The organism is Streptomyces sp. NBC_00096 (genome assembly GCF_045041305.1).
Classification (GTDB): Bacteria; Actinomycetota; Actinomycetes; order Streptomycetales; family Streptomycetaceae; genus Streptomyces.
The window spans coordinates 4,546,809-4,567,999 of record NZ_CP108221.1 but is presented as its reverse complement, the minus strand read 5'-3'; the positions used below and the strand labels follow the sequence as shown (position 1 = coordinate 4,567,999).

The window sequence follows — 21,191 nt, the reverse complement described above, 5'->3', positions numbered from 1 at the left end:
TGTCCCGATTTGCCGACGGATGTGTAACAGGGGTTAGCGAGGCCATGGCCTGAGGGAATCACCGCGTCATGAACCACAACGCGCCCCTCCCCCTCGCCCACCTCACCGACACCCGCCCCCGCGTGCTGTCGCTGGCCCAGCTCCGCGAGCACGGCGTCACCGCCGCCGACGCCGCCGAACGCCCCTGGCAGCAGATCCTGCCGGGGGTGTTCCTGCTCCACTCCGGGCCGGCCACCAGTGAGGAGCGGCTGCACGCGGCGCTGCTCTACGCCGGGCGCCGCGGCGACGAGGTCATGATCACCGGGCTCGCCGCCCTCGCGCTGTACCGGTTCTCCTCCGCCCCCGCCCTGCTCGGCCTCCCCCACATCGACGTCCTCGTCCCCAACACCCGCCGGCTGCGCTCCGCCGGACAGGTCCGCATCGTCCGCGCGCACACCCCGCCCCGGCCGATGGAGGTCACCGGCCTCCCCGTCGCGCCCGTGGCCCGCGCCGTCGCCGACGCCGTCGCCCACCTCTCCGACGCCGGTACGGTCCGCCGCCTGCTCAGCGAAGCCGTCCGCGGCGGGCACTGCGAACCGGCCGCCGTGGTGCGGGAGCTGACGGTGGCCCGGCTGCTGAACCGCCCGCACGTCGTGGACGCGGTCGAATCGCTGCTCGCGGAGGGCCGGGCCATCGCCGAGGACCGGCTGTACCAGCTCGTACGGGGCTACGAGCTCCCCGAGCCGGTCTGGAACGTGGACCTGCGACTGCCCGGCGGCCCGCACCTGGGCGGGGTCGACGCGTACTGGCCCGAGCAGGCGGTGGCCGTGGAGATCGACACGCGGGCCCCGCGCCAGGGCGAGGACGAGCAGTGGACCGAGGCGGTCCGCAAGCGGGAGACCCTGGAACGGTGCGGGGTGACCGTCCTGCACATCACCCCGCGCAAGCTCCGCGACTGGCCCGAGCAGCAGGCCGCGGTCGTCCGCACCGCCCTGACGGCGGCCGGCGACCGCGAGCCCGCCGCCTACCTCGTCGTACTGCCCAGGTGAGGTTCCCGCGCCCGGAGCCCCTGGGGCGAGGGCGGGACCGGATTGGCCGGCGAGTACTCCGGGGCGCTCCACAGCAGCCGCCCCGGGTGCACGCTCTCCACCACCGCGTCGAGCCGGAACCGGATCCGCCGCTCCCCGCCCGCGCCGAACTCGGGCTCGGCCCGCCCGCTGAGCTGGAGCAGTCCCCCGCCCTCCCAGTCCGGGAACAGCAGCCCGGCCCGCGGGTCCGCCGTCAGGTTCCCCAGCGTCAGGAACATCGCGTTGCCCGGATAGTCCGGCCAGGCCAGTTCGGTCGGGGACAGCACCTCGACGAAGCCCGGCATCCCGCCCCGGTGGCTCGCGTCGGCCCCGTCCGCCTCGGCGGTGGTGGCGACGAAGAAGGTGTCGGCGGCACGGACGGCCCGCTCCTGGTCGGGGGTGAGCGCGTGCCCGCGCCGCACGACACCGGCTCCTTCGGCGGCGAGCTGGACAGGCTGCCGCTTCTGGAGGTACTTGGGGCAGTTCGCGAACACCTGCTCGGCCGCCACCGCGAACCCGCCCGGGGTCACTTCCAGGGTTCCGTTGAGCCGCATCCGCCGCCGGGTGCGCGGATCGAGGGAGATGGTCCCGACCCGGGTGCCGGCGGTGGCCAGCGCCTCGGCGAGCGGATCGCCGCCGGGCAGGCCCCCGGTGACCGCGATCCGGTCCGGCCCGGTGGCCCGTACGAAGCCCGGGGCGCCGGTGAGCAGCGAGGCCCAGAGCCGGCCGCCCGGGTCGGCGGCGCCGACGACCAGGTGCGGCTGCTGCGCCAGGAACTGCGCGGCGACGTCCTTGATGTGCGGGGTGACCGAGCGGCCGACGTGGACGGCGTGCTCCCGGACACCGACCCGGTCCTGCACCGCCAGCGAACCCCAGTGGTACCCGGACATTAGAAGAACCCGCAGGTCGGGGCCCCTGTGATGGGAGCCTCAACGCCTTCGGCACCGACCGGAACGAAGATCTCCAGCCGGGTCCCGTCGGGGTCGTGGAAGAAGATCCCTCCGGAGTGCGCGCCCTCGCCGTGGGCGACGACCCCCTCGTAGGCGAATTCGACGCCCAGGCCGCGCAGCCGCTCCTCGTACGCCCGGACCTCCTCGACGGCCTCCGCGGAGAGCGCGAGGTGGTGGAGTCCGGCCGAGGCGGGTGCGTAGGCGCCCTCGGCCTGCTGCCACAGGGTGAGGACCAGCTCGCCGTCCTGGCCGAGGAAGGCGAAGCGACGGCCCTCCTCCTTGCCCTCGCCGAGCAGCTCGAAGCCCAGGGCCCCCTGGTAGAAGGCGAGCGAGCGGGCGAGGTCGGTGACGTTCAGCCCCACGTGGCCGGTGCGGAGCTTGCTGATGACGGCCGTCATGGCTGGTTCCTTCCCTCGGAACTCGAAGACAACTACGAAAATATCTAACCTTCTAACTTGAGGTTAAAGGTTAGAGGTCGAGGCGTCAAACCACTCACGTACTCTTGAGGGGTTAGTGACGCGAGGAGGCGGACATGACGACGGCGGACCCACGCCCCCTGACCGGGGAACCGGTGGCCCTGGACCTGCTGAACACCCGCTGGGTCCAGGAGGGCGAGCCCCTCGACCTGTTCGCCGGGGCCTTCGGCCTCACCCGCGTACAGGGACTCGCGCTCTGGCTGGAGAGCGCCGGACTTTCCGGCCGCTTCCGCGCCGACGCCGCCACCCTGGTCCACCTGCTCACCGCCCGCGAAGCACTGGCCCGAGCGGTCGCGGACCCGGCCGACGAGAGCGCCCGCGCCCTGATCGACGCCGTCCTGGAGCACGGGCGGATCCGGGCCACCCTGACGTCCGGCGGGCCCGGGGAGCGGACCGAGTTCGCGGACCCGGCCTGGGGTCCGGCCTGGACGGCCGCCTACGACTACCTGGAGCTACTGGGATCCGGCCCCGGCCGGATCCGCAAGTGCGCCTCCGAGACGTGCGTCCTGCACTTCCACGACACCTCGCGCAACGGCACCCGACGCTGGTGCTCGATGGCGGCCTGCGGAAACCGGGCGAAAGCATCACGACACTACGCGCGCACGCGCGAGCGCTGAACGCTGCGAAGTTGTCACACCCGATCCGAGACGGAGCTTCACCCCATCCCTGACAGAAGGTCGGGAAGTCTACAAATCGATGTTTTAACCCGAAGGTTCGTACCGGTTCTCCCCGGTACGGACCTTCTGGCGTATCCCTGGCATTGGCGGGAGTCCGCCACGGCAGGTCTCGGTCGATGACAACTCTCCCCAAAGAGCTGTCACTTAAGCGAGGCTGACCGGTCATCCGGCACCGAAATCCGGACCGTATCTTTCACTTAGCCAGGGATGCTGATGACCCTCGACTCCCCCAGCTCCATATCCGTGACCCGACGCGCAGCGCGCGTCGCGGCCGCGGCCGGCCTGGTGGCCGCCCTCGCGGCCACCGGCGCCATGCCCGTCTTCGCGGCGACCGGCACCGACGGCCCCACGGCCAAGCCCACCGCCAACCCCGCGGTGAAGTCGGCCGACCAGAAGCTCGGTTCGGCTGACGTCGAACTGCTGCAGGAGGCCAAGACCAAGGGCGAGAAGACCGTCACCGTCATGGTCGCGACCGCTCCCGGCGAGACCCAGCAGGTGGCGAAGCAGCTCGACGGCGTCCAGGGCGCCTCGGTGGGCCAGACGTACGACAAGCTCGGCTACGTCCGCGCCACCCTGCCGACCGACAAGGCCGAGGCCGCACTGAAGGCGGCCGCCAAGCTGTCCTCCGTGCACGGCATCGACCTGCGTCAGGAGATCCAGCTTCCGGACCCCCGTCCGGACGCGGGCCGCGAGACCGGCACGGTCAAGAAGACCGCCGCCGAGACGTACCCGGGGCCGGACAAGAACACCCCCGCGAAGAACCCGTACAACCCCTCCTTCGAGACGGGTTCGCTGGACTTCCTCAAGAAGAACCCGACGGCCGACGGCCGCGGCGTGACCATCGGCATCCTGGACTCGGGCGTCGACCTCGGTCACCCCGCGCTCCAGAAGACCACCACCGGCGAGCGCAAGATCGTCGACTGGGTCACCGCGACCGACCCGATCGCCGACGGCGACGCCACCTGGCGGGCCCAGATCACCCCGGTCACCGGTGGCACGTTCACCGCGGGCGGCGCGAGCTGGAAGGCTCCGGCGGGCTCGTACCAGTGGAGCCGCTTCACCGAGTCGATCACCGCGACCGGTGACATGAAGGGCGACGTCAACCGGGACGGGGACACCACCGACCGGTTCGGCCTGCTCTACGACCCGGTCGCCGGGACCGTCCGCGTCGACACCGACCAGGACAACGACTTCACGAACAACGAGCCGATGAAGCCGTACAAGGACGGCTACCAGATCGGCTACTTCGGCACGGACAACCCGGCGACCGAGGTCGCCGAGCGCATCCCGTTCGTGATCGAGATCCGCAAGGACGTCCCGATGGACCCGCTGGGCGGTGACTGGATCGGCAAGAAGGCCGACTTCGTCAACGTCGGCATCATCGAGTCCGAGCACGGCACGCACGTCGCGGGCATCACCTCCGCCAACGGGCTGTTCGGCGGCGCGATGAACGGCGAGGCGCCCGGCGCCAAGATCGTCTCCTCGCGCGCCTGCTCCTGGTCCGGCGGCTGCACCAACATCGCGCTGACCGAGGGCATGATCGACCTCGTCGTCAACCGCGGCGTGGACATCGTCAACATGTCGATCGGCGGCCTGCCGGCGCTGAACGACGGCAACAACGCGCGCTCCGAGCTCTACAAGAACCTCATCGACACCTACGGTGTCCAGCTCGTCATCTCGGCGGGCAACGAGGGCCCCGGCATCAACACCATCGGTGACCCCGGTCTCGCGGACAAGGTCGTCTCCGTGGGCGCCGCGGTCTCCAAGGAGACCTGGGCGGCCAACTACGGCTCCGGCGTGACCAAGAAGTACAACATGTTCCCCTTCTCCTCGCGCGGTCCGCGTGAGGACGGCGGCTTCACGCCGACCATCACCGCCCCGGGCGCGTCGATCAACACCACCCAGACGTGGCTGCCCGGCTCCCCGGTGAAGGAGGCCGGCTACAACCTGCCGGCCGGTTACTCGATGCTCCAGGGCACCTCGATGTCCTCGCCGCAGGCGACGGGCGCCACCGCCCTGCTGATCTCGGCCGCGAAGCAGCAGCACATCGCCCTCACCCCGGCGACCCTGCGCGTCGCGCTCACCAGCAGCGCCAAGAAGATCGACGACGTCCCGGCGCACGCCCAGGGCGCGGGCCTGATCAACATCCCCGGCGCGTGGGAGTCCATCCAGCGCGGCGCGAAGGCCAACGAGTTCACCGTCTCGGCGCCGGTCGACACCGCGATCGACCAGTTCCTGAAGACCCCGGGCTTCGGCACCGGCGTCTACGACCGTGAGGGCGGCCTGAAGGTCGGCCAGAAGAAGGTCTACAACGTCGTCGTGACGCGCACCACCGGCGTCAAGTACGGCACCCCGCACCAGCTCAGCTGGCGCAACAACGACGGTACGTTCAAGGTCCTCAGCGACTACGACTACGTCACCCTGCCCCTGAACAAGCCGGTCACCATCAAGGTCGAGGCCAAGCCCAAGACCGCCGGTGTCCACAGCGGCATCCTGCAGCTCGACGACCCGACCACCGAGGGCATCGACAAGCAGATCCTCTCCACCGTCGTCGTCTCGACGCCGCTGGCGAAGCCTTCGTTCTCCTACTCGGACACCTCGTCCGTGCAGCGCAACAGCCACAAGTCGTACTTCGTGACCGTCCCCGCGGGCGCCAAGACCCTCGAGGTCGCCCTCGGCGGTCTGAAGCCGACCAGCCAGACGCGCTTCATCTCGATCCACCCGTACGGCGTGGGCGTCGAGGACAGCGCGACGACCCAGTGCTACCCGAACTACGACAACCCGGCGAACCTGTGCCGCCCCGACCTGCGTTCGTACCCGAACCCGCAGCCGGGCGTCTGGGAGATCGAGGTCGAGTCGCGCCGTACGTCGCCGCTGCTCGACAACCCGTTCAAGCTGGACGTCTCCGTGCTCGGCGCGGGCTTCGACCCCGCGGTCAAGGTCCTGCCCGAGGTCAAGCTGGGTACCCCGGCGCCGGTCCAGTGGACCGTCAAGAACGAGGGCGCGGCCATCTCCGGCGGCACGCTCCAGGGCGGCCCGCTCGGCTCCGCGAAGGTCGCCAAGCCGACCATCACCACCGGTGAGACCCAGACCTCCGAGGTCACCATCGGCGAGGGCGTCTCCCGCCTCGACATCGCGATCGGCAACGTCTCCGACACCGCCGCCGACCTCGACCTCGAGGTCTACAAGGACGGCGTCAAGGTCGGCACCTCCGCCGACGGCGACTCCGAGGAGGCCGTGAGCCTGCTCAACCCGGCCGCCGGCACCTACACGGTCAACGTGATCGGCTACGCGATCCCGACCGGCACCACCACCTACGACTACCGCGACGTCTACTACTCGGCCGCCCTGGGCACCGTCCAGGTCGACGAGGCCGCGAAGGTCAACCTCGCCAACGGCGCCTCGGCCGCCGTCTCCGCGAACGTGCTGGTCAACAGCGCGGCTCCGGAAGGCCGCCAGTTCTTCGGCGAGGTCAAGCTGCTCAACGCCCGCGGCACCGCCGCCGGCACCGGCAGCGTGCAGATCGAGAAGGTCCTCCCGTAACGGCTCCGGCCGCTGAACGGATGACCGCATGACCGCATGACGGAGGGGCGGGTACCCGATCGGGTACCCGCCCCTTCCGCTTGCCCCCCTCGGGCCCTGCCTCACTTCCCGAGCGAGCTCAGGTCCTGCGCGTACGTACCGACCGCGTGGGCGATGACGTCCAGGTTGGTGTCGAAGGCCTTGAGGTCCAGGTTCTTCAGGGTGTCGCCCGCCCCGTGGTAGTTCGGGTCGTACGGGGCCCCGGCCGTGCCGCCGTGGCGCCTGGCCTGCTCGGGCGTCTTGATGCCCTCGGCCCCGGTGAAGGTGCCGCCGGCCGGGATGCCGTTCTCGATGAACGGGCCGTAGTCGGAGCGGCCGTCGAAGTCACTGCCCTCGTGCGGCTTGTGCTTCTTGTCGAGGAAGCCGTTGATCAGCGCCTCGATCTGCGCCGATCCGGCCGGGCCCGCGCCCTCGCCGGTCCTGTCCGAGTCGTCGCCGTCGTAGACGAACTGCACCGGGTTCGGCGAGGCGATCATGTCGAAGTTCAGGTAGAGCGCGATGTCCTTCTTCTGCTTCTCCGGCAGCTGCGCCACGTAGTGCTCGGAGCCCAGCAGGCCGAGCTCCTCCGCCGACCACCAGGCGAAGCGGACCTTGTTGGCGGCCGGGTTGCCCTTGCCCTTCTTGTTGGCGCCCTCCTGCGCCAGCTTGAGGGCCACCTCCAGCAGGCCGGCCGAGCCGGAACCGTTGTCGTTGATGCCCGGGCCCCCGGGGACCGAGTCCAGGTGGGAGCCGACCGTGACCACCCGGTCGGCGCGGCCGCCCCTGGTCTCGGCGATCACGTTGCGGGTGGTCTTCTTCACGTGCTCCTGGTCCAGGTCCAGGCGTACGGTCACCTCTCCCCCGGCGGCGGCCGCGGTCAGCGCCTCCCCGTCGGCGAGGGTGATCCCGGCGCTCGGGATGATCCCCTCGGCGGGCGAGGAGAAGCTGCCCCGCACCGGGGTGGTGCCGCTGTGGTTGTAGACGATCACGCCGAGCGCGCCCGCCGCGGCGGCGGCCCGCTGCTTCTCCACGAAGGTGCAGGACCCCCGCTTTACCAGGGCGATCTTCCCGGTGAAGGCGCCGGCCGGGTAGTCGGCGGCGTCGCAGCCCGGGGTCTCGTCGACCCGGGCGAGGGCGATCGGGGCGGTCAGGCCGCCGGCCGGGGTCGACTTGGTGAAGGTGAAGGCCGCGGTGGCCAGCTCCCGCGGGTCCGCGCCGCCGATGACGGTGGTCCTCTCCGTCTTCGTGTGCGCGTCGTAGATGTCGAAGTCCTGGTACGAGACCTGGTACCCGGCCTTGGCGAGGGTGTCGTGGACGTACGCGGCGGACGCGGCGTGGCCGGGGGTGCCGGCGGCGCGGTTGCCGCCGTTGGCGTCGGCGATCTGCTGGAACTTCGCCAGGTGCCGGTAGGCCCCGCGGGCGGTGACCTCCTCCACCAGCTCCTTGGCCAGCCGGCCCTCGCGCGGGTGGGCGGCCGCCGGGGTGGCGGCGAGCAGGACGGGCGCGGCGACGGCGGCCGCGAGGGCGGCGAGCGCCGGTATGGACCGGCGCCGGTGGCGGATGGCACGCATGGTGGTTCTCCCGAGTTCGAAGTACGGAACGATCGTCCGGATTGCGGACGCGACAGATCGGACCGTAACCGGCTGCGAGCTGGCAAAAGGGGCGGTCGGCGAGGGTGCAACACGGCCGCCACGGAGTTGTCACGGGGGTTCACACGCAGAACACCGTCCGCTCCTCGGACAATGGATTGGACAAGCCTCGTGGGGTCGAACGCATGATGGCTCCACGCGCGCCCGCGTCGTACGTACCAAGAGGAGTCACCGTGAGGGTCGGAATCGTCGGAGCCACCGGACAGGTCGGCGGAGTCATGCGCGGCATCCTCGCCGAGCGGAAGTTCCCGGTGGACGAGCTGCGGCTGTTCGCCTCGGCCCGGTCGGCCGGCACCACCCTCGAATGGGAGGGCCGCGAGATCACCATCGAGGACGCCTCCACGGCCGACTACTCCGGCCTGGACATCGTGCTCTTCTCCGCGGGCGGCGCCACCTCCAGGGCCCTCGCCGAGAAGGTCGCCGCACAGGGCGCCGTCGTGATCGACAACTCCTCCGCCTGGCGCGGCCACCCCGAGGTCCCCCTCGTGGTCTCCGAGGTCAACCCGCACGCGATCGCGAACCGCCCCAAGGGCATCATCGCGAACCCGAACTGCACCACGATGGCCGCGATGCCGGTGCTGCGCCCGCTGCACGACGAGGCCGGACTGACCGCGCTGATCGCCACCACCTACCAGGCCGTTTCCGGCTCGGGCCTGGCGGGCGTCGCCGAGCTCAAGGGCCAGGCCTGCGCGGTGGCCGAGGCCGCCGACCAGCTGACCTTCGACGGCGGCGCGGTGGAGTTCCCCGAGCCGCAGGTCTACAAGCGGCCGATCGCCTACAACGTGGTCCCGCTCGCGGGCTCGATCGTGGACGACGGCTCCTTCGAGACCGACGAGGAGCAGAAGCTCCGCAACGAGTCCCGCAAGATCCTGGAGATCCCGGAGCTCAAGGTCTCGGGCACCTGCGTGCGCGTGCCGGTCTTCTCCGGCCACTCCCTCCAGGTCAACGCCCGCTTCGCCCGCCCCCTGAGCGTCGAGCGCGCCTACGAGCTGCTCGGGTCCGCCCCGGGCGTCGAGCTCTCGGAGATCCCGACCCCGCTGCAGGCCGCCGGCAAGGACGCCTCGTACGTGGGCCGCATCCGCGTCGACGAGACCGCCGAGAACGGCCTCGCGCTGTTCCTCTCCAACGACAACCTCCGCAAGGGCGCCGCGCTGAACGCGGTCCAGATCGCGGAGCTGGTCGCGCAGGAGCTGCGCGGCTGATCCCGCACGCACGAAGAGACAGGGGCGGCGCCGTCACGGCGCCGCCCCTGTGTCGTTCGTGTACCCCAGCGCGGGGGCTAGGCCCGGCGGACCTCGAAGAGGTAGCAGCCGAATTCGGCCGCGCGGACGTGGACCAGGGCGGTGTCCGGGTCCGCGAAGGCTTCGGTCAGGGCCTGGTCGATCACCGCGTCCGGGTCCCCGGCGAGGGTGAGCACCCGGCCGCCGAGGATGCGGCCGGCCGCGTCGTAGCGGCGGGCCGTGCGCTGCGCACCCGGGTGGGCGAAGGGGTGCCCGGCGCTCCCGGCCGGTCCGCCGCAGTCGGCCGCGTGGATGAACACCGGGCCCTGCTCGTCGTAGGCGCCGGGGTCGGCTCCGGTCCCGGCGGCCCAGCGGCGCAGCGGGGCGTACGCGACCAGGGCGATCCGCTCGCCCGGGGCGCTGCGGCGCAGGCAGCAGCGGAGCGGGGCGCCGCCTTCGGGGTCCTCGTACGGCAGGCAGGGCCGCCCGGCGTCGTCGAGGGAGCGCAGGCCGGCGAGGGCGGACGGGGCGATGGGGAGCGCGGTGTGAGCGGTCATGGGATCCAGGGTGCGCGGCCGGACCGGCCGAAGCTGGCGGAAATCGGACGTCGCGTTCGCCCGTGGATTACTCCGGCGCGATGACCCGGCCCGCGTGGAAGGATGGACAGCACCGTCACCATCGAAGGAGATGACCGCGTGCCTGGCACGAACCTGACCCGTGAAGAGGCTCAGCAGCGCGCACAGCTGCTCACCGTGGACTCCTACGAGATCGAGCTCGATCTCGGCGGAGCACAGGAGGGCGGCACGTACCCCTCCGTCACCACGGTGCGCTTCCAGTCCGCCGAGGCCGGCGCCGAGACCTTCATCGACCTGGTCGCCCCGGCCGTGCACGAGGTCGTCCTCAACGGCAAGGCCCTGGACGTGGCCGCCGTCTTCCGGGATTCCCGGATCACGCTCCCCCACCTCCTCGCCGGCGCCAACGAGCTCCGCGTCGTCGCCGACTGCGCGTACACCAACACCGGTGAGGGTCTGCACCGCTTCGTCGACCCGGTCGACGAGCAGGCGTACCTGTACACCCAGTTCGAGGTCCCGGACGCGCGCCGCGTCTTCGCCAGCTTCGAGCAGCCCGACCTGAAGGCGACGTTCCGGTTCACCGTGACGGCCCCCGAGGGCTGGACGGTCATCTCGAACTCCCCGACGCCCCGGGCCCCGGCCGACAACGTCTGGCGCTTCGAGCCCACCCCGCGCATCTCCACGTACATCACGGCCCTGATCGTCGGCCCGTACCACGCGGTGCACAGCTCCTACGAGGGCGCGGACGGGCAGTCCGTCCCGCTCGGCATCTACTGCCGGCCCTCGCTCGCCGAGTTCCTCGACGCCGACGCGATCTTCGACGTGACCCGGCAGGGCTTCACCTGGTTCCAGGAGAAGTTCGCCTACGACTACCCCTTCGCCAAGTACGACCAGCTCTTCGTGCCGGAGTTCAACGCGGGCGCGATGGAGAACGCGGGTGCGGTGACCATCCGCGACCAGTACGTCTTCCGCTCGAAGGTGACGGACGCGTCGTACGAGACGCGCGCCGAGACGATCCTTCACGAGCTCGCGCACATGTGGTTCGGTGACCTGGTCACCATGGAGTGGTGGAACGACCTGTGGCTGAACGAGTCGTTCGCCACCTACACCTCGATCGCCTGCCAGGCGTACGCCGAGGGATCGAAGTGGCCGCACGCGTGGACCACCTTCGCCAACTCCATGAAGACCTGGGCGTACCGGCAGGACCAGCTGCCGTCCACGCACCCGATCATGGCCGACATCCGTGACCTGGACGACGTCCTCGTCAACTTCGACGGCATCACGTACGCCAAGGGCGCCTCGGTGCTCAAGCAGCTCGTGGCCTACGTCGGCCAGGACGCCTTCTTCAAGGGCGTGCAGGCGTACTTCAAGGCGCACGCGTTCGGCAACACGCGCCTGTCGGACCTGCTGGGCGCCCTGGAGGAGACCTCCGGCCGCGACCTGACCGCCTGGTCGAAGGCGTGGCTGGAGACGGCCGGCATCAACATCCTGCGCCCGGAGATCGAGACGGACGCCTCCGGCGCCATCACGGCCTTCGCGGTCCGCCAGGAGGCCCCCGCGCTGCCGGCCGGCGCCAAGGGCGAGCCGGTCCTGCGCCCGCACCGCATCGCGGTCGGCCTGTACGACCTGACCGACGGCAAGCTGGTCCGCACCGACCGGATCGAGCTGGACATCGACGGCGGCCTCACCGCCGTACCGGAGCTGACCGGCCTTGCCCGCCCGGCCGTCGTCCTGCTCAACGACGACGACCTGTCGTACGCCAAGGTCCGCCTCGACGAGGTGTCCCTCGCCAACGTCACCGCGCACCTGGGCGACTTCACCGAGTCGCTGCCGCGCGCACTGTGCTGGGCCTCGGCCTGGGACATGACCCGCGACGGCGAACTGGCCACCCGCGACTACCTCGCCCTGGTGCTCTCGGGCATCGGCAAGGAGTCGGACATCGGCGTCGTCCAGTCGCTGCACCGCCAGGTGAAGCTGGCCGTCGAACTGTACGCCGACCCGGCGTGGCGGGAGGAGGGCCTGGCCACCTGGACGGAGGCCACGCTGGAGCACCTGCGCGCGGCCGATCCGGGCAGCGACCACCAGCTGGCGTGGGCCCGCGCGTTCGCGGCGACGGCCCGCACCGAGGAGCAGCTGACCTACCTGTCGGCGCTGCTGGACGGCTCGGCGGAGGTCAAGGGCCTGGCAGTCGACACCGAGCTGCGGTGGGCGTTCCTGGAGCGCCTGGTCGCCACGGGTGTCGCCGACGAGGCGGCCGTCGCGGCCGAGCTGGAGCGGGACAAGACGGCGGCGGGCGAGCGGCACGCGGCGACCGCCCGGGCGGCGCGTCCGACGGCGCAGGCCAAGGCCGAGGCGTGGGCCTCGGTCGTCGAGGGCGACTCGCTCCCGAACGCGGTGCAGGAGGCGGTGATCGGCGGCTTCGTCCAGACCGACCAGCGCGAGCTCCTGGCCCCGTACACGGAGAAGTACTTCGCGGCGGTCAAGGAGGTCTGGGAGACCCGTAGCCACGAGATCGCCCAGCAGATCGCGGTGGGGCTCTACCCGTCCCTCCAGGTCTCCGCGGAGACCCTCGCGGCGACGGACGCCTGGCTGGCCTCGGCCGAGCCGAACGCGGCCCTGCGCCGTCTGGTCTCGGAGTCCCGCGCGGGCGTCGAGCGCGCGCTGAGGGCCCAGGCGGCGGACGCCGCCGCCGGGGCCTGACCGGCCCGGATGGAGGAACGGGGGCGCCCCCGGTGCGTGCTGCACCGGGGGCGCCCCCTTGTCGTACCGCGCGTGCCGCGCGCACCGCGCCGGGCGGTCAGCGGACCGACCGGGTCCCGCGCCAGCCTCCGTCCGCGACGGGCACGCCCGCGGTGAAGCCGGTGCCGGCCGCGTTGCCCTGGAGGTAGTTCAGTCCGCCGGTGCCGGTGCCGGTGCCGGTGCCCTGCGGCCCGGTGGTGAGGGTGGTGAGCAGCAGGTCGGCGCGGCCGTCCCGGTTCGCGTCGCCGATGGTGCCGGCGAGCGGGTACGAGGCCACGGGGGCGGTCCCGATCACCGTGGGCCGGGGAAGCGGCGCGGCCCCGGCGGACAGGAACTGGCTGATCCGCCCGTCGGCGGAGCGGGCCCAGAGGTCGGCGCGGCCGTCGCCGTTCACATCGCCGGGCGTGAGGATCTCGTCGTCCTGCCACTCCGCACCGGCCAGGGGCTCCGCCTTGTGGGGCAGGCCCGGGTCGGTGCCGGTGGCTCCGACGTGCAGGAACAGGCCGCCGACGCCGCGGGCGACGAGGTCGGGCTGCCCGTCGCCGTTCACGTCACCGGCGGCGAGCACGGTGATGCCCGTCCACTTGTCGGGGCGTCCGCCCATCGGTATCCGGTCGCCGAGGCGGCCGTCACCGCTGTTGGGGTAGATCCACAGCTCGTCGCCGATGCGGGCGATGACGTCCTCCCGGCCGTCGCCGTTCCAGTCCCCGCGGTGGCTGACGTCGGCGCCCGCGAAGCCGCCCGTGCCGATGACCCGGTAGGGCGCGAAGCGGCCGTCGCCGAGCCCCGGGTACAGCCGCAGCGAGCCGTCGTCCTGCACGGCGAGCAGGTCGGGCGAGCCGTCGCCGGTGAGGTCCCCCTCGGCGTGCGGGCGCTCGGTGAAGACGGCGGTGGAACGCACCAGCTTGTGGTCGTGGTGGGTCAGCCCGATGTCCTCGGCCGTGCTGCCAAGGTCGCGGAAGTCCTGCCCGCTGAAGAAGGTGAGGTCGATCCTGGGACCCCACTCGCCCGACTCCCCCTTCGTCTTGTCCCAGGCGGTGGGTTTCGGATCGGCGGCCGCCGCGTCGGCCAGGGACAGGAAACCGGGCAACCCGTCGAGGACGGGCTTGAGGACCTCGCTGCCGGGTACCGCGTTGAAGTCCCCGGCCAGGATGACCGGCAGACCGGCGGCCCAGTCCCCGATGCTGCGCATCAGCACCGGGGTGCCGCTCTGCGTGGCGGGGTCCTGCGCCAGGTGCGCGCCGCAGGCCAGGACGGTGCGCCCGCCGACGGGAGCCTTCGCGCAGACCAGGGAGCGGGCCGCCGTCATCCGGACCGGGTCGGCCGGGGTGACCACGGCGGACATCCCGGTGACCGAGCTCTGGTGCCCCTTGATCAGGAGCGCCTGGCCGAAGCTCGTGTCTCCGCCCGCCCCGGGCCACTTGGCGCAGCCGGTGGCCTTCTGGGTGCTGGTCCACACGCCCGCGTAGCCGGGCAGGACCCGGCGCAGCTCGTCGTACTGGCCCCGGCACATCTCCTGGAGCGCCACCACGTCGGCCTTCCCCGCCGGGGAGTCGATCTCCCGCACGAGGCCGCCGGCCCATTCGTGCAGCTGCTTCGGGCTCTGGCAGGCGGCCGCGCCGCAGACGTTGTACGTGAGGGTCCGTACGGTCGCGGCGTCCCCGGCGGCCTTCGCGGCCTCCGCGGCCTTCGCGGGCCCGGCCGGTGCCGTCGACCCCGTCAGTCCCGTCAGTCCCGCCAGTCCCGTCAGCCCGGTCAGTCCCGTCAGTGCGGCGACGAACAGGCCCGCCACCAGGACGAGTCCGGCGGCCACCCACCCCCCGAGCGCCGTTTTCCCTCTCATGTTCCCCACCCTCGGAAAGATCAGGCAAAGGGGAAAGCGTAGGTCACCCGCCCGCGGCCGTCCGCAGCGCGGCCAGTACGTGGGCCACGGCCGGGGCGGATTCCGAGCCGCGGCGCAGGGCGGCGACGACGTGGCGGGTGGGGCGGTCGTGGGACAGGACGCGGACGGCCACTCCCGAGGCCCGGCTGGCCACCATGCGGGGGACCAGGGCCACGCCCATGCCCGCTTCGACCATGGCCAGGATCGCGGTCCACCCCGAAGCCGAGTGGGCCTGTTCGGGTACGAACCCCGCGGCCTCGCAGGCGCTGCGGGTGATCTCCGACCAGGGGCCGCTGCCCCCGTAGATCCACGGGTCCTGCGAGAGGTCCGCGAGCCGCAGCTCCGTGGCTCCGGCCAGCGGGTGGTCCGGGGGCAGGGCCACGTCGAGGGGGTCCTCCAGCAGCGTCCGGCGGGTGAATCGGGGGTCCCGGGCGGTCGGGGCGTGCGCCGCGAGGGACAGGGCCAGGTCCACGACCCCGGCGGACAGCAGCTCGTAGGACTCGGCCGCCTCGGTCTCCCGTACGCGGACCTCCACGCCGGGGTGCGAGAGCCGCAGGGCGGCGACCGCCGGGACCACCAGCACCGGCACGGCGGTGGAGAAGGCGCCGATCCGCACCTCCCCGGCCTCCCCGGCGAGGTATCCGGCCAGTTCGGCGTCGGCCCGCTCCAGCTGCGCGAACACCGCCTCCGCGTGCCGCAGTACGAGGTGCGCGGAGGCGGTGAGGCGGACCCGGCGGCCCTGGGCCTCGAGCAGCGGGACGCCCAGCAGCCTGGCCAGGTTGGTCAGCTGCTGCGAAACGGCCGAGGGCGTCATGTGCAGCGCCTCGGCCGTCGCGGTCACGGTTCCCTGCTCGGCGAGGGTCCGCAGGATCCGCAGCTTCTTGATGTCCCACTCGGTCATGGGACCGAACCTACCGCCGGGCACCCAGACCCACGCCGCCCAGGATCAGCGCCATGCAGAGCAGCTGCGCCGGGCCGGTGGTCTCGCCGAGGAGCAGCAGCCCGAGGCCCGCGACGCAGACCGGCTGGAGGTAGTAGACGACTCCGGCGCGGGCGGCGCCGATGAGCGAGACGGCCTTGTTCCAGGCGAAGAAGGCGACGGCGGAGGAGAAGACGCCGACGTAGAGGAGCATTCCGGCGGCGGAGGGGGTGACCCGGAAGCCTCCCTGGACACTGACGGACACGGCGTACGCGGGGGCCAGCATCAGCGCGCCGAGGACGAAGGTGGTGATCAGGAAGGCGAGGCCGCCCAGTTCGGCGGGCTTGCGCTTGAGGAGCGCGCTGTACGTGGCGAAGGACAGGGCGGCGCCGAACATCCACAGGTCGCCGGCGGCGAAGTCGAAGCGGATCGAGCCCTTGCCGACCAGGAGCAGCACGCCGAAGGCCGCGAGGGTCAGGCCGAAGGTGCGCCGGGCGCCGAGCCGTTCGCCGCCCAGTCGGGCGTACAGGGCCATGATGACCGGCGAGGCGGCCATGATCATGCCCATGTTGGAGGCGGAGGTGGTCAGTCCGGCCTGGTGCACGAGGGTGTTGTAGAGGGTGACGCCGAAGAGGGTGGCCAGGGCGATGTAGCCGAAGTGCTTGCGGATCAGGGCCCGCTGCTGCCAGGCCTGGCGGGCGGCGAAGGGGGCGACGGCGACGGTGGCGATCGTCCAGCGCCAGAAGACGGCCTGGACGGGCGGGATGCTGTCGGCCATGCCGCGGGTGGCCACGAAGCTTCCGGACCAGACGACCGTCGCGAGCAGGGCGAGGAGCACACCGAGTCCGGCGGCCCCCTTCTTGGCCCCGGCGCCCTCGGCGGCGGGCTGCTCTGTCTGCGAAACGGTACGGGCACGGTCCATGACGGCCACTGTGCGTCTCCTCCTCGGAGTTCGGTGTGTCGGTTCGTCGCACTACCGTCGCATCGAGTCACCCGTCAGGTCCATCGAAACATTTCGATCGGTTTCTTCAGCAGAACTGAACGGTTCGGACTTCGGTCGCACCGTGCCCGCCGCGAGCTGCCCCGCGACGGTGGCGCCGAAGGCGATCACCATCCCCAGCACCTGTACCGGCGACAGCGACTGCCCCAGGGCGGCCCAGCCGATGACGGCGGCGGTCAGCGGGGAGAGCGGGCCCAGGAGGGTGACCGAGGTGGCACTGAGCTGCCCGATGCCGCGGAACCAGAGCCAGTAGGCGATGCCGGTGTTGATCAGCATCATGTAGCCGTAGCCGAGGAGGGCCCTGCCGTCGAGCGCCGGCGGCGCCCCTTCGACCAGCACGGCGATCGGGATGATGATCAGGCCGCCCGCGGTGAGCTGCCAGCCGGTCATGGCCAGCGGGCCGACGCCCTCCGGCCGGCCCCACCGCTTGGTCATGACGGTGCCCGCGCCCATCGAGGCGGAGGAGACGATGCCGGCCGCCACCCCGACCAGGTCGAGCTCCGCCTGCGCGGTCAGCACCACCATGCTGACGCCGAAGGCCGCGACGACGGCGGCGAGCACGGTCCGCAGCCGGGCCCGCTCGCCCAGGAGGAGGGCGGCCAGCCCCACGACGAACAGCGGCCCGGCGGAGCCCAGCACGGCCGCGACCCCGCCGGGCAGGCGGTAGGCGGAGAGGAACAGCAGCGGGAAGAAGGCGCCGATGTTGAGCCCGCCCAGGACGGCGGCCTTCCACCACCACCGCCCCTTCGGCAGGGTGCGGGACAGGGCCGTCAGCAGCAGTCCGGCGGGCAGGGCGCGCATCACCCCGGTGAACAGGGGCCGGTCGGGCGGCAGCAGCTCGGAGGCCACGGCGTAGGTGGAGCCCCAGGAGACGGGGGCCAGGGCGGTCAGGGCGATGGTGGTGACGCGCTTCATGACGGACGCTCCTCCGGCAGGGACGAGTAGCTCACTTGGAAGTAGCTTAGCGCTAAGCTACTTTTCCGCAAGCAACTTTCTTGCGGAGAAACAAGTGGAAGCCGGATACTTCGCCCATGACCGAGCCCACGCCCGCAGCCGGGCCCGCCAAGGACCCCGTCGACGCGATCACCGATCAGTGGTTCGCGGTGCGACCCGACCTGGAGACCACGCCCATGGCCGTCTTCGGCCGGATCTTCCGGATCTCCAAAGCCATGGGCGACGCGATGGAGCGGGCCTACGCGCGCTACGGGATCGCCCGCGGCGAGTTCGACGTCGTCGCCACGCTGCGCCGCAGCGGAACCCCGTACACCCTCTCGCCCCGCGAGCTGTCGGCCACGCTGATGCTCACCACGGGCGGGATGACGGGACGGCTGGACAAACTGGAGAAGGCCGGACTGCTCTGCCGCAATCCCGACCCGGACGACCGGCGCGGGCTCCGGGTGACGATCACCGACCGCGGCCTCGCGCTCATCGACGAGGCCGTCGCAGCGGGTCTGGCGGTCCAGCGCGACGCGCTCACCGGGCTCGACGAGGAGGAGGTCGCGGCGCTCACCGTCCTGCTGCGCAAGGTGCTGGCCGGGGTCCCGTAGACGGTCCGGGTCCGGGCCCTGCGGGCGCTCCACGAAGGTGCGCGGGCACGACGGCGCGCCGGGGGTCCGTGCGGACCCCCGGCGCCCCGGAAGTTTCTGATCGAGCGAGGGGACCCCGGGAAGGGGTCAGCTCTCGTTCTGCTGCTTGCGCGACTTGTCGCCGACCATCACCAGACCGGCGATGACCAGGAACAGCACGATCGGCGTGGCCACGTAGAGGCCGAGCGTCTCGGCGACGCTCAGGCCCGGACCCGGGTCGTCACCGTCGTCGCGGGTGAGCGCGAGAGCGGGAGACGTCATCAGCAGCATCATCAGCGTCGTTCCGGCAGTGACGGCGCCGGCGCGCAGAGCGTTCTTCTTGTCCACGGTGCAAACGTAGCGAACACCTAAACTCCCCGCGCGCCCGGGGGTGCCGTACGGGGTTCACCCCGCCCCCGCACCGCCCCCAGCAGGGCGTTCGCGCGCGGGGAGGCGGCCAGTGCCGCCAGGGTCAGCGGCCGGCCCTCCGCGTCGGCGAGCGGAAGCCGCCAATTGGGGTACTGGTCCCAGGTCCCGGGCAGGTTCTGCGGCCGCCGGTCCCCCACCGCGTCGGGCAGCCAGACCCCGACCAGCCGGGCCGGGGTGCGCAGCAGGAACCCGTACAGGGCCCGTACGGCGGCCTCCTCACCCTTGGTGTCGAGCCCGAGGTCCTCCAGCACGTCCAGCCAGCGCGCGGTGTCCGCCGCGTCCTCGGCGCGCTCCCGCTCCAGCGGACGGGTCAGCAGGCCGAGCCGGTCGCGCAGTTCCACGTGGGCGCCGGCCAGTTTGGCGGCCGTGGGCGGCAGGTCGTGGGTGGTCACGGTGGCCAGGCAGTCGGACCGCCAGCGCTCCGGCTCCAGCGGCTGCCCGTCGCCTCCCCAGTCCCGCTCGAACCACAGCACCGAGGTGCCCAGCACCCCGCGCCGGGCCAGCGCCTGACGGACCCCCGGCTGCACGGTGCCCAGGTCCTCCCCGATGACCAGGGCCCCGGCCCGGTGGGCCTCCAGGACCAGCAGGGCGAGCATCGCCTCCCCGTCGTACGAGACGTACGCGCCTTCGGCGGGCGGCGTCCCCTCCGGGATCCACCAGAGCCGGAAGAGTCCCATGACGTGGTCGATGCGCAGGGCGCCGGCGTACCGGAACACCCCGCGCAGCAGGGCCCGGAAGGGTTCGTACCCGGTCGCGGCCAGCCGGTCGGGCCGCCACGGCGGCAGCCCCCAGTCCTGACCGCGCGCGTTGAAGGCGTCCGGCGGGGCTCCGACGGAGACGGCCCGGGCGTAGTGGGGGGCTCCGGAGGCGTCCGAGCCCTCCGGATGCACCCCGACGGCCAGGTCGTGCACGATGCCGACCGCCATCCCGGCCTCCTTGGCGGCCCGCTGGGCGGCGGTGAGCTGGGCGTCCGTCAGCCAGACCAGCCAGCGGTGGAAGTCGGCCCCCGCGACGGGGTCCTCCCCGGCCCGTGCGGCGCACCACGCGGCGTGCCGGTCGAGCTCGGCGCCCTGCCCGGCGCGGAAGGTCCCGTAGGCCTCCTCCCGTTCGGGGGTGCGCGGGACGGCGTACAGCAGCTCCAGGGCGGCCCGCTTGAGGGCCCACACGGCGTCCCGGTCGATCAGCGCCCCCTTCTCCAGCACCTCGCGGCGCAGCTCCCCGCCCCGGGCGGCGAGTTCGGCGAGGGCCTCGCGGTCCGGGCAGGCGGCGTACTCCGGGACGTCCTCGATCCGCAGGTGCACCGGGTCGGGGAACCGGCGCGAGGACGGCCGGTACGGGGAGGGGTCGGTCGGGGTCCCGGGCACCGCCGCGTGCAGCGGGTTGACCTGGACGAAGCCGGCTCCGTGGACCCGGCCCGCCCAACTCGCCAGCTCCGCCAGGTCACCCAGGTCCCCCATGCCCCAGGAGCGCTCGGAGAGCAGCGAGTACAGCTGGACGAGGATCCCGTGGGTGCGCTCCGGCGCCGCCGGGGCCCGGTCGGGGGCCACGATCAGGGTGGCGGTGGCGGTACGGCCGTCGGGGGCCTCGGCATGGACCCAGTGCACGCCGAGGGGCGGCTGCACCGTCCCGGCACCGGCGCCCCAGGGCCCGGCCGCGGCGCCTGCCCGGTCGCCCGCGGGGGCGCCCCGGCGCCCGCCTTCCCCGGACCCGTCTCCGGCCTCTTCCCCGGCTCCTTCCCCGGCCCCCTCTCCGGCGCCTTTCCCCGCTCCTGCCCCCGCCCCCGGCCCCGCGCCCTCCTCCGGCTCCAGCCGGGTCCGCGTCCCCGGCGGCAGTGTGCCCAGCTCCACGGGCGGCCTCGACCCGGCCCACCACACCAGCACGCGCGGCAGCAGCCGGTGCGCCGCGTCGTGTTCGGCCGCGGCCAGTTCCGCCCGTACGGACTCCGGGGTGTCGGTGTTCACCCCCAACTGCCGCAGCACCGCGGCCACGGTGGCCTCCGGCACCCGGAGGGTGACGTCCTCGGCGGGCTGGTAGGTGGTGGCGACTCCGTACAGGGCCGCGAGCCGGGCGAGGTCGTCCATCAGGTTCCTTGTCTAGTCACCCGCGGCGGCCGCCGCGGCATGGGTGGTCGGCTCGCTGGTCAGCGGGGCCTCACAGGCGAGCGGGGGCTCACTGGTCAACGGCGAGTGCGCGGCGTCGGCGAGCGACGGCTCACTGGTGAGGGGCCGTTCGTCGGGCCCGGCCTGCGCGGGCAGATGGGCGAGCGGCGGGCGCTGTTTCGGTGCGGGTATGGGGGTGGTGGCGCTCTCGGGCTTCACGGCACGGCTGTTCACGCCTCGGCTGTTCACGGCATCGGTGTTCACGGCAGGCACTCCTTTGTGCGTGAGAATCGGTCAGGACCATGGAACACCGCCGGAGAACACCGCAGCCATACCCAGTCGGACGCATCGCATTCCTGCGCGATCCCGGCCAGATCACCCGCGGACGTTGACACCCCGGCCGTACG

17 protein-coding genes are annotated in these 21,191 nt (G+C 72.4%); 6 read left to right on the top strand and 11 right to left on the bottom strand.

Annotated elements, in window-relative coordinates; all coding sequences use genetic code 11:
• Positions 1 to 68 precede the first annotated feature (68 nt).
• Positions 69 to 1,028, top strand: coding sequence for a hypothetical protein (locus OG904_RS20055; RefSeq protein WP_405492853.1), 960 nt, complete (start codon positions 69 to 71; stop codon positions 1,026 to 1,028).
• On the opposite strand, the gene OG904_RS20050 is transcribed toward OG904_RS20055, so the two are convergent.
• Entirely contained in the window at positions 1,004 to 1,936 is a 933-nt protein-coding gene (locus OG904_RS20050; protein ID WP_405492851.1) for a pyridoxamine 5'-phosphate oxidase family protein, read from the bottom strand. The genes OG904_RS20055 and OG904_RS20050 overlap by 25 nt on opposite strands.
• Positions 1,936 to 2,394: a VOC family protein gene (locus OG904_RS20045; protein ID WP_405492849.1), complete on the bottom strand. Its 459-nt coding sequence runs from the start codon at positions 2,392 to 2,394 to the stop codon at positions 1,936 to 1,938. Before OG904_RS20045 ends, OG904_RS20050 begins: the two co-directional genes overlap by 1 nt.
• 134 nt (positions 2,395 to 2,528) lie before the next feature.
• On the opposite strand from OG904_RS20045, the gene OG904_RS20040 reads away from it, so the two are divergent.
• Both OG904_RS20040 and OG904_RS20035 read left to right on the top strand, forming a co-directional pair.
• On the top strand, positions 2,529 to 3,089 hold the full coding sequence (locus OG904_RS20040; RefSeq protein WP_405492847.1) for a CGNR zinc finger domain-containing protein: 561 nt from the start codon (positions 2,529 to 2,531) through the stop codon (positions 3,087 to 3,089).
• A gap of 273 nt (positions 3,090 to 3,362) precedes the next feature.
• A complete protein-coding gene (locus OG904_RS20035; RefSeq protein WP_405492845.1) occupies positions 3,363 to 6,692 on the top strand; it encodes a S8 family serine peptidase in 3,330 nt (1,109 codons plus the stop codon).
• A gap of 101 nt (positions 6,693 to 6,793) precedes the next feature.
• On the opposite strand, the gene OG904_RS20030 is transcribed toward OG904_RS20035, so the two are convergent.
• A complete protein-coding gene (locus OG904_RS20030; RefSeq protein ID WP_405492843.1) occupies positions 6,794 to 8,281 on the bottom strand; it encodes a M28 family metallopeptidase in 1,488 nt (495 codons plus the stop codon).
• 251 nt (positions 8,282 to 8,532) lie between these two features.
• Between OG904_RS20030 and OG904_RS20025 the strand changes: the two genes are divergently transcribed.
• Positions 8,533 to 9,561 (top strand): aspartate-semialdehyde dehydrogenase, encoded by a 1,029-nt coding sequence (locus OG904_RS20025; protein WP_405492841.1) that lies wholly within the window; start codon positions 8,533 to 8,535, stop codon positions 9,559 to 9,561.
• Between the two features lie 77 nt (positions 9,562 to 9,638).
• Here the strand turns inward: OG904_RS20025 and OG904_RS20020 are convergent, their stop codons facing one another.
• Positions 9,639 to 10,136 carry a DUF1203 domain-containing protein gene (locus OG904_RS20020; RefSeq protein ID WP_405492839.1) on the bottom strand — a complete coding sequence of 166 codons (498 nt, stop codon included), beginning with the start codon at positions 10,134 to 10,136 and terminating at the stop codon, positions 9,639 to 9,641.
• Between the two features lie 138 nt (positions 10,137 to 10,274).
• Here OG904_RS20020 and pepN point away from each other — a divergent pair, with 138 nt between their 5' ends.
• The gene (pepN, locus tag OG904_RS20015; RefSeq protein ID WP_405492837.1) at positions 10,275 to 12,851 is read left to right on the top strand and encodes an aminopeptidase N; all 2,577 of its coding nucleotides are present in this window, start codon (positions 10,275 to 10,277) and stop codon (positions 12,849 to 12,851) included.
• A 97-nt stretch (positions 12,852 to 12,948) separates the two neighbouring features.
• Here pepN and OG904_RS20010 read toward each other — a convergent pair whose 3' ends face one another.
• From OG904_RS20010 to OG904_RS19995, 4 genes are read right to left on the bottom strand one after another with little or no spacing between them, the layout of a single operon-like run.
• On the bottom strand, positions 12,949 to 14,733 hold the full coding sequence (locus OG904_RS20010) for an FG-GAP-like repeat-containing protein (RefSeq protein WP_405492835.1): 1,785 nt from the start codon (positions 14,731 to 14,733) through the stop codon (positions 12,949 to 12,951).
• Positions 14,734 to 14,776: 43 nt separating this feature from the next.
• Positions 14,777 to 15,673 carry a LysR family transcriptional regulator gene (locus OG904_RS20005; RefSeq protein ID WP_405492833.1) on the bottom strand — a complete coding sequence of 299 codons (897 nt, stop codon included), beginning with the start codon at positions 15,671 to 15,673 and terminating at the stop codon, positions 14,777 to 14,779.
• A gap of 10 nt (positions 15,674 to 15,683) precedes the next feature.
• On the bottom strand, positions 15,684 to 16,613 hold the full coding sequence (locus OG904_RS20000) for a DMT family transporter (protein ID WP_405492831.1): 930 nt from the start codon (positions 16,611 to 16,613) through the stop codon (positions 15,684 to 15,686).
• Between the two features lie 51 nt (positions 16,614 to 16,664).
• Positions 16,665 to 17,606 (bottom strand): EamA family transporter, encoded by a 942-nt coding sequence (locus tag OG904_RS19995; protein ID WP_405492829.1) that lies wholly within the window; start codon positions 17,604 to 17,606, stop codon positions 16,665 to 16,667.
• Positions 17,607 to 17,722: 116 nt separating this feature from the next.
• Between OG904_RS19995 and OG904_RS19990 the strand changes: the two genes are divergently transcribed.
• A complete protein-coding gene (locus OG904_RS19990) occupies positions 17,723 to 18,238 on the top strand; it encodes a MarR family winged helix-turn-helix transcriptional regulator (protein ID WP_405492827.1) in 516 nt (171 codons plus the stop codon).
• A gap of 126 nt (positions 18,239 to 18,364) precedes the next feature.
• On the opposite strand, the gene OG904_RS19985 is transcribed toward OG904_RS19990, so the two are convergent.
• Genes OG904_RS19985 through OG904_RS19975 form a run of 3 tightly spaced genes read right to left on the bottom strand, consistent with a single transcriptional unit; the run spans position 18,365 to position 21,003 of the window.
• Positions 18,365 to 18,604 (bottom strand): hypothetical protein, encoded by a 240-nt coding sequence (locus OG904_RS19985; RefSeq protein ID WP_405492825.1) that lies wholly within the window; start codon positions 18,602 to 18,604, stop codon positions 18,365 to 18,367.
• Positions 18,605 to 18,624: 20 nt separating this feature from the next.
• Positions 18,625 to 20,766 carry a 4-alpha-glucanotransferase gene (locus OG904_RS19980; protein WP_405492823.1) on the bottom strand — a complete coding sequence of 714 codons (2,142 nt, stop codon included), beginning with the start codon at positions 20,764 to 20,766 and terminating at the stop codon, positions 18,625 to 18,627.
• 12 nt (positions 20,767 to 20,778) lie between these two features.
• Positions 20,779 to 21,003 carry a hypothetical protein gene (locus OG904_RS19975; protein ID WP_405498135.1) on the bottom strand — a complete coding sequence of 75 codons (225 nt, stop codon included), beginning with the start codon at positions 21,001 to 21,003 and terminating at the stop codon, positions 20,779 to 20,781.
• Between the last annotated feature and the right edge of the window lie 188 nt (positions 21,004 to 21,191).